General features: G+C 73.0%; 6 protein-coding genes and 1 pseudogene. 2 read left to right on the top strand and 5 right to left on the bottom strand.

The window, feature by feature from the left end:
• Nucleotides 1–351 (top strand): annotated as a pseudogene (locus tag ACI79Q_RS20725) (thioesterase family protein); the annotation flags it as partial.
• A gap of 136 nt (nucleotides 352–487) precedes the next feature.
• Here ACI79Q_RS20725 and ACI79Q_RS20720 read toward each other — a convergent pair.
• Nucleotides 488–1,147, bottom strand: a complete 660-nt coding sequence (locus ACI79Q_RS20720; protein WP_456615307.1) for a PASTA domain-containing protein — start codon at nucleotides 1,145–1,147, stop codon at nucleotides 488–490.
• A 363-nt stretch (nucleotides 1,148–1,510) separates the two neighbouring features.
• Between ACI79Q_RS20720 and ACI79Q_RS20715 the strand changes: the two genes are divergently transcribed.
• A complete protein-coding gene (locus ACI79Q_RS20715) occupies nucleotides 1,511–2,299 on the top strand; it encodes a DUF6308 family protein (protein WP_456615306.1) in 789 nt (262 codons plus the stop codon).
• An 87-nt stretch (nucleotides 2,300–2,386) separates the two neighbouring features.
• Here the strand turns inward: ACI79Q_RS20715 and ACI79Q_RS20710 are convergent, their stop codons facing one another.
• The 4 genes from ACI79Q_RS20710 to ACI79Q_RS20695 all read right to left on the bottom strand — a co-directional run.
• Nucleotides 2,387–3,685 (bottom strand): DUF6884 domain-containing protein, encoded by a 1,299-nt coding sequence (locus tag ACI79Q_RS20710; RefSeq protein WP_456615305.1) that lies wholly within the window; start codon nucleotides 3,683–3,685, stop codon nucleotides 2,387–2,389.
• 9 nt (nucleotides 3,686–3,694) lie between these two features.
• Nucleotides 3,695–5,353, bottom strand: a complete 1,659-nt coding sequence (locus ACI79Q_RS20705; protein ID WP_456615304.1) for an NERD domain-containing protein — start codon at nucleotides 5,351–5,353, stop codon at nucleotides 3,695–3,697.
• 159 nt (nucleotides 5,354–5,512) lie between these two features.
• The gene (locus ACI79Q_RS20700) at nucleotides 5,513–6,133 is read right to left on the bottom strand and encodes a matrixin family metalloprotease (protein WP_456615303.1); all 621 of its coding nucleotides are present in this window, start codon (nucleotides 6,131–6,133) and stop codon (nucleotides 5,513–5,515) included.
• A 451-nt stretch (nucleotides 6,134–6,584) separates the two neighbouring features.
• Nucleotides 6,585–7,209 (bottom strand): hypothetical protein (locus ACI79Q_RS20695; protein ID WP_456615302.1); only part of this gene is annotated, 625 nt, incomplete at its 5' end.

The raw sequence follows: 7,209 nt of genomic DNA, 5'->3' as shown, positions 1-7,209 counted from the left end.
ATCGACTGGCGCTACACCGCCGGGTCGCCGGAAGAGCCCGGGCCGGCCGACGTCTGGACCCGGGTGCGCGTCCCCCTGGTCGCCGACCGGCCGCTCACCGGTCTCGCCCGGGCGCTCATCACCGCCGACGCGGCCAACGGCATCTCCGTGGAGCTGCCCATCGACAGCTGGTGGTCCATCCCGCCGGGCATGACCACCCACCTGACCCGCGAGCCGGACGGCGAGTGGGTACACCTGGCCTGCCGCACGCAGATCGCCGCCGACGGCATCGGACTGTGCCACGGCGAGCTGTCGGACGAGCGCGGTTCGATCGGCGAGGTCGCCCAGCCGCTGCTCGTCCAGGCCCGCTGACGGAGCCACGAACCTCGTCCGGCGACCGGACACCAGCAGCCGGACCCGCGCCGTCTCCGCCGGGAGCCGGTCCGGGGACGCCGCGGCGGTCGGCGCGCTCTCGCCCGCCGACCGCCGGAGCGACACCTCCGGTCGATCAGGGGCAGACCTCTTCCCGCTTGACGACGCCGAAGTCGATCTGGCCCTCGACGTCCCCGGTGACCTGCTGGCCGGCGGGGATGCTCTGGTCGCAGACGACCCAGTTCGAGTCCACCATCTGGTTCCGGCTACCGAGCAGGTCGTGGGACACGCTGAACCAGACGCCGTTGGTCTGCATCAGGTTCTGCGCCGACTGCAGGTCCATGCCGACCACGTCGGGCATGAGGAAGTCGACGACCGGAGCGGCCGGCGTCGTGGCCGTCGGAGGTGCCACGGTCTCCGGCGCGGGCGCGACGACTGCCGGGGTCTCCACCTCGGGCTCGGCAGGGACGGTGGAGGTGACCGTCGTCGTCACAGCGGCGGCGGTCGATGCCTCCTCGGGGTCACCGCCGAGAGCGGAGCCGATCGCGCCGACGACGACGATCCCGGCGAGCACCAGGACCCACGGCCGCTTGTACAGCGGGGTCGGGGGCATGGCCGCCCCGCCGTGCGGCGGGTACGGCGGCTGCCCCTGCGGCGGGTACGGCGGCTGGTTCGGGGACCAGCCACCCGGCGGGGGCGGCGGCGCCTGTCCCGGGGCGTAGGCGGGCTGGACGTACTGCGGGTGCCCGTGGTTGCCCGGGGTCTGCGGAGGTGGTCCGTACGGCGGCTGCGACATGTGGTTCCCCGTGTTCGTGCGTGCCCGAACAGCTCGTGCCGAGGCGTCGGGCACGGGCGCGGTCGAGAGTTGACCGACGGACCGTGCCACAGGCCGACTGCCGGGATGAGCTCCTCCAGATGCGGCTCGTCGCGTTTCGTCTCTGAGGCTCCCCCGGCCCCACGCGCACCACGGCGCGGCCACCTCCTCCACCCCCGGGATGCCGTCCGCGGTGGTGCCGCGCTCCTCCGACCAGCTGGTGTCGTCCCGCTGTGGTGGTGGGAGCGGGCGAACCCGCCAGCCGTACGGCTCGGCTGCGCCGTCCCTGCCCGGGGATACGGTCGCTCGTGGGCCGCCTCCGGCGATCAGTGAACGGGGGACGACGTGGACTCACCCTTCCGGCTGCCGAGCGTGGCCGCCGAGCCGATCGCATGGCGCGAGGCGCTGGCTGCCGTCCTGGGGTACGCCCGCGCCCACCGCGACCTGCGGATCGCCGGGACACCCAGCCACCCGGACGGCATCACCGTCCAGGTGCGGGCCTACGCCTACCGCGTCTACGACTGCGTGCCGCCGTCGGACGACGACGAGTTCGCGTGGCTGGACGTCCTCGTGGTCGACGGCATCAACGGGAAGATGGACCAGAACGCGATCACGGCGTTGAAGCACGCAGCCGACCGGGCATGGCCGCACGTCCGGACGGCGATCCAGCGTGCGGAAGGCCGGTCGTTCTGGGACCTCGACGAAGTCGAGGTCGGGCGCACTCCCCCGCCGGGGACCACGGGAGCGGCGCTGGCCGACGCCTGGCGCGAGTGCGCGGCGACCACGGGGATCAAGACAGCCCTCACGCACAAGCTGCTGCACCACAAGCGGCCGGAGCTGTTCCCGCTCATCGACAACGTGACCGCCCCGCGCCTGCGGGAGCACACCGACGACGACGTCAGCCTCTGGGGCGTCGTCCACCGGGAGCTCACGGCGAACAGGGAGCAGTTCGACGCCCTCGAGAGAGCTTTCGCCAGGCTGGTGGTGGAAGCCGCGGAAGACGTCGCCCTGACCCGGCTGCGACTGCACGACATCCTGCTGTGGCTCCAGGCGAGCAGGAAGTGGGGGCACGCCGTCACCGCCGGCAAGGCCACTCCCGAGTGGACCCGGTGGCAGGACGGCAGCGCAGACTGAGCGTTGCACTGGCCGTGTCCGGTGTACATCAGAAGCGGGGCGGCGCCGTGCGCGCCCCCGTGAGCGCGCGTTGCGCGAGGCTCGTGCCTATCGCTCCCTGATCGCCGAGCGAAGCGCACTCAACGCCTTCCGCAGCGGCGTCCGTGGGACGTCGCGCAGGTTGAGCGGGGCGTCGGTGAGCTCCAGGAGGCGCGCCTCGCCCGCCGTCACCTGGTCCGCGGGCAGCGGCAGCGTCGCCACCCGAAGATGTGCGTGCATCCAGGCCGTGAGGTCGTCCTCGGGGAACGGCTGATCACCGGGCCGGGACAGGCAGGCGGCCAGCGTCAGGCGGAACGTCGAGAAGTCGCGGTTGCCGCCCAGATGCATGGTGGCCACCCGGCCCCAGAGCGTATTGGTCGAGCTGACGCCGTTCGGGCGGATGCCGCCCGCCCGGCCGGCGTAGACCAGCCCGGGTGAGACGTGGTGCCCGAGTCCGGCGGAGATCTCCTCGGCACCCTGCGCGTCGGCCCACCAGCTGTAGAGCCCCGGCTGGTCGGACGCCGCCCGGCCGGCGGCGAGGAACTCGCCCGGGGGCACGGCGTTGCCCTCGTCCAACAGCCAGGCCACGTCCGGGATGCCGGGAGCCGCAGGCAAGGATTCGTCGAGGTGCTGTGCCGGGTCGCCGTACCAGGCCAGTCGCTCGCCCTGCCGCAGCCCGGCGAGCGGCTGGACCAGCGTTCCACCCGCCCGGGCGAGCGGACCGACGAGGGGCTCGCAGTAGGCGCTGCCCGCGTGCGCCTCCACGGTCAGGCCGCGGAGGTCGTGCCGTTCACCGAGCTGTGCCACCACCCACTCCGCCCAGGCGCTGCGGTACCGGGCGGACTGCTTCGGCAGGTAGACGTCGTAGGGCGCGACGACCTCCTCGGGGTGGAGGAGGCCGAACTTGGCGCTGAGGACGTACCAGGGTCGGCCGGACCGGACGGCGAGATCCCGTGCTTTCCGGAAGGCGGCCCCTGTGAAGAGCTCGGCCGCGGGCGCCGAGCCGGTCGCCTTGGAGCCGGAGCAGCCGACGAGGACGACCTCGGCAACAGGATCGGCGGTCGCGGAGCCCCCGGTGCGCTGTCCCGGCTGCGCGAGAGGCGGGGCCGGTGTCGGCGTCGTCGGATCCGCCTCGGAAGGCGACGAGCCGCCCTTCCACGAACTGGTCGGGAAGCCGAGCCGGCCGAGGACGTCCAGCTGGCAACCGGGTCGGAACGGTCGGCGTTCACGTCCCACCGGGCGCGGCCAGCGCGTTCCGTCGACGTCGACCCAGTGCGTGCGGAGTTCGTCGGGAGCGGCGTCGCGCAGCGCCGCTCGGACGGCCTCTGCGTCCAGTGAGTACGGGACACCCTCGAGCACGAAATCCACGGATCTCCCTCAGCTGGTGGGCGTCGAGTCGGCGGACTGCGCGAGCCGTTGAGCCACGGCCGGGCCGCCCACCCGCCGGATCAGCTCCAGGTCGCCGCAGACCACGAGCAGGTCGCGGGCGCGGGACAGCCCGACGTACAGCATCTCGCGGGCGCGCTCCTCGTCCCGGAAGCCGTTGACCGCGAGGACGACCGCCGGCCGCTCCAGCCCCTTGAAGCCGAGCACGTGCCCGTAGAACAGGTCGTCGTCGGCCCAGAAGGAGTCCCAGTAGGCGTCCTGGCCGGCGGTCTGGCGCTCCGCCTGGACGGGGTGCCGCCGGTAGGTGGTCAGCAGCGCCACCGACTCGGCCGGCCACCCGGCGTCGAGGAGCGCGGCCGCCTCGTCGTCCGCCGCGCCGATGGCGTCGTCGGTGCCGCACTGGACGAAGCGCACCGGGACGCCGTCGCCACCGCGGTAGCGCATCTGGCTGGTGGTCAGGCTGCCGAACGTGCCCGCGATCTGCTTGGTGTTGCGCAGGTTCTCGTCGAGGTCGAAGGGCGTCAGCGCGACCGGTGGGCGGCCCTGGCGCGCGAAGACCCGCTGCCCCTCGTCGGCGAACACGTAGAGGCAGCCTTCGTCCGGTGAGCGCAGCGCGGCCAGGACGGCCGGCCACCAGCTCTCGGCGAAGTCCTGCGCCTCGTCGATGACGATCGCGTCGAAGCGGTCGGCCACGAGCAGCGCGCCGGCGAGCTCCACCATGCGCTCGGGAAGGTACTCCTCCCAGTAGCCGCTGTCGTCGTCCGATCCCGGGGTGACGCCCCAGTCGATGCCCAGCCCGTGGAACGTTCCGACGTAGGCCGGGCGCTCCTTCGGCCTCCACGTCTCGACCCGGCGGCGGAGGTACTCGGCCAGGCCGCGGGAGTAGCACATCACCGCGACCCGCTCCCCCTCGAGCGTCAGCCGGCGGGCCTTCTCCAGCGCGAGCCAGGTCTTCCCCGAACCGGCCCCACCGCGCACCTCGACCCGCCGGTTGGAGCGCAACCAGTCGAGGACGCGCGCCTGGTCGCGGGTGAGCAGGTCGCACTCGGCCTCGCGCTCGTGCAGCGTCGCGAGCAGGTCCTGCTGCGGGATGCCGACCCCGGCGAGGCAGTCGACGAACGCCTCGACGTCCTCGGCCGTCGCCGGCTCGACGTCGCTTTCCCACTGCCGCAGCGCGCTCGCCACCCCGGCCGCTGCCTGCGACAGGTCCGTCTTGTCCAGGACCATCCAGCGGGGCGCGTCGGGGGCGGCGAAATCGTCCGGCAGCGTCGTCGCCGGCAGGGCGACCAGGTGGACCATGCGCGGGTCGCCGGCCGTCCAGCGACGGTCCCGGCGCAGGTAGTCGCGCAGCAGGTACTTGCAGCGCAGCGCCTGCTCGACCGGCCGGATCTGCTTGTCGAGCCCGCCGCCGACCTGCCGCCACTCCCCGCCGCGGAGGTGGACGCTGCCGCCCTTGACCTCGATGAGGGCGATCCCGAAACCCGGCCAGGCGACGATGACGTCGGCCTCGCGGTCCTCCCGGCGGTCGCTGAACCGCTGGCCGCAGACCATGACCGCGTCGTCGGGAAGCTGGTCGCGCAGCGCCTCGGCGAAGAGCCGCTCGGCGTGCGACTCGAAGCCCGGACTGCTCGGGAAGACGCGCGCCGTCATGCGCGCACCGTGGACGTGGTCATGCCTCTGCCCCCGTGGCTGGCTCGGATGGATCGTCCCGGCAGCGTGACATGCCACACCGACATCTCCGCCGAACCGGGAGTCGAGTTCTCCACGCAGGACACATCTGTATCCGCCCGACGTTCCCCGGCAGTCCGCTCACACGGTCGGGACGCACTCCCCTCCCCCGAGCTGGGACAGACCGGTCAGGTCACCGGTGGCGAAGTCCAGCACGGTGTCCGTCGCCGGGTACATCAGCTGACCGGGGTCCCCGACGTGTGCGAGCCCGACCAGGTGGGCGAGCTCGTGGAGGACGACGGCACGCGCACTCGCGACCCCCGCCGGATGGGCGAGCATGTCCCGGAAAGCGTCCGCGTCCAGTCCTACGACGCCGGTGACGAATACCCGCGGGCCGCCGGGCGGCTCCACGATGGCGCTGCCGGCGAGCCCGGCGACATGGCCGGCCAGCTCCGGATTCTCGGCCTCCGTCTGCCATGACACGAGGACGGGCGCCCAACGGTCCCCGTAGCGGTCCGGCTGGAAGCTCGAGCGGTCCTCCCACGCTGACTCGTCGGTGGCGCCGTCGAAGACGAATCGCAGGCCGGTGACGTCGGAAACCCTGGCGAAGGCTTCGTGGACCAGCGCGTCTCCCCCGGGCGGCGCATGGTCGGGACGGATGACGTAGTGGATCGGTCGGCAGGGGTCGTAGGCCACGGATCGCTCGCCGTCGTCCTGCACTTCGATGAAGAGGTGGGTGCCACCGGGACTCGGTGCCGGCACGGGGGTGCCGAGCGGGGCATCAGCGACCTCGAAGCCGGGCGTCGGCCAGTTCGCCGGTCTGGGGTCGCCGATCGCCCCTCCGAGACCTCGGGGGTCGAGGACCACGGCGCAGAGGACCCCCACGCCCGCCAGGACGGCTACCAGGTATGCCAGACGGCGGCCGCGACGCCGAGCCGGGCGCACGGACGACGGAGCGGGTGACCAGGAGCGCCAGGGTTCCGTGGTGGGCGCTCGACCGGTCGCCTCGTCGAGCACCCACTGCGGCACCCGGCCGGTGGGCGACGTCCGGAGGCCGGAAGGCACCCGGTCCGGTCCTGCACCGTTCCGCACTGTCGATCCCCCGCCTCCGTCGCTGCTCGTTCGTCGTCTCATCGGAACCTCCGCCCACCCGAAAGAGACCGACGCCGGGCTGCCTCCTCCCGACGGGCGAGGCCACGGCGACGGGCGGGGATCAGGAGTCGGTGAAGAACTCGACGCAGGTCACGCAGGACCCTTTTACGGCGACGAACGACTCGGGCGCCGTTGCCCGGCGACAGGTGCGGCACCAGCGGAAGGACCGACGGCGGTGCGAGGCGATGGCTTCGGCCATCTCGGCGACGAGGTGCGGCTGGTGCAGGACGTCGTCTCGGGTCAGCCGCGACTCGTCACCCATCAGCGGGCCGGGACGGTGCTGCCCCCAGGACGTGAACGGTCGGGCCAGGACGAACCACTGGCCCTGCACACCGACCGCGAGCTGCGCCGGCTCACCGCTGACGAACCACCGCACGCCGTCCTGCCCGTCGGCCGCGCTCTCGCGCCGCCAGCCGCTACCGAGTGCCCGGATGAGGTCGGCGTGCCCGACGTCCAGCAGGCCGGCCAGCTCGGCCTCGTCCGCGGTGGGGTCAGACTCGTTCCCCCACTCGAGGTCGCAGCTCCGGCAGACGAAGGCCGGCTGCTCGTCCATCACCAGGCAGCCACCGAGCGCGACTCGGCCGTTGTCCGCCTCCTCGAAGAGGTCGGACCCCGGCAACCCGTAGACCACCGGAGTCGAGTCTTCCCGCCCGCACCCGGGGCACACCCGCCCCGCCTGCACACCG

It is taken from the genome of Blastococcus sp. SYSU DS0828, assembly GCF_054050975.1.
The sequence above is the reverse complement of the archived record's forward strand: the minus strand, read 5'-3'. Positions and strand labels throughout refer to the sequence as shown.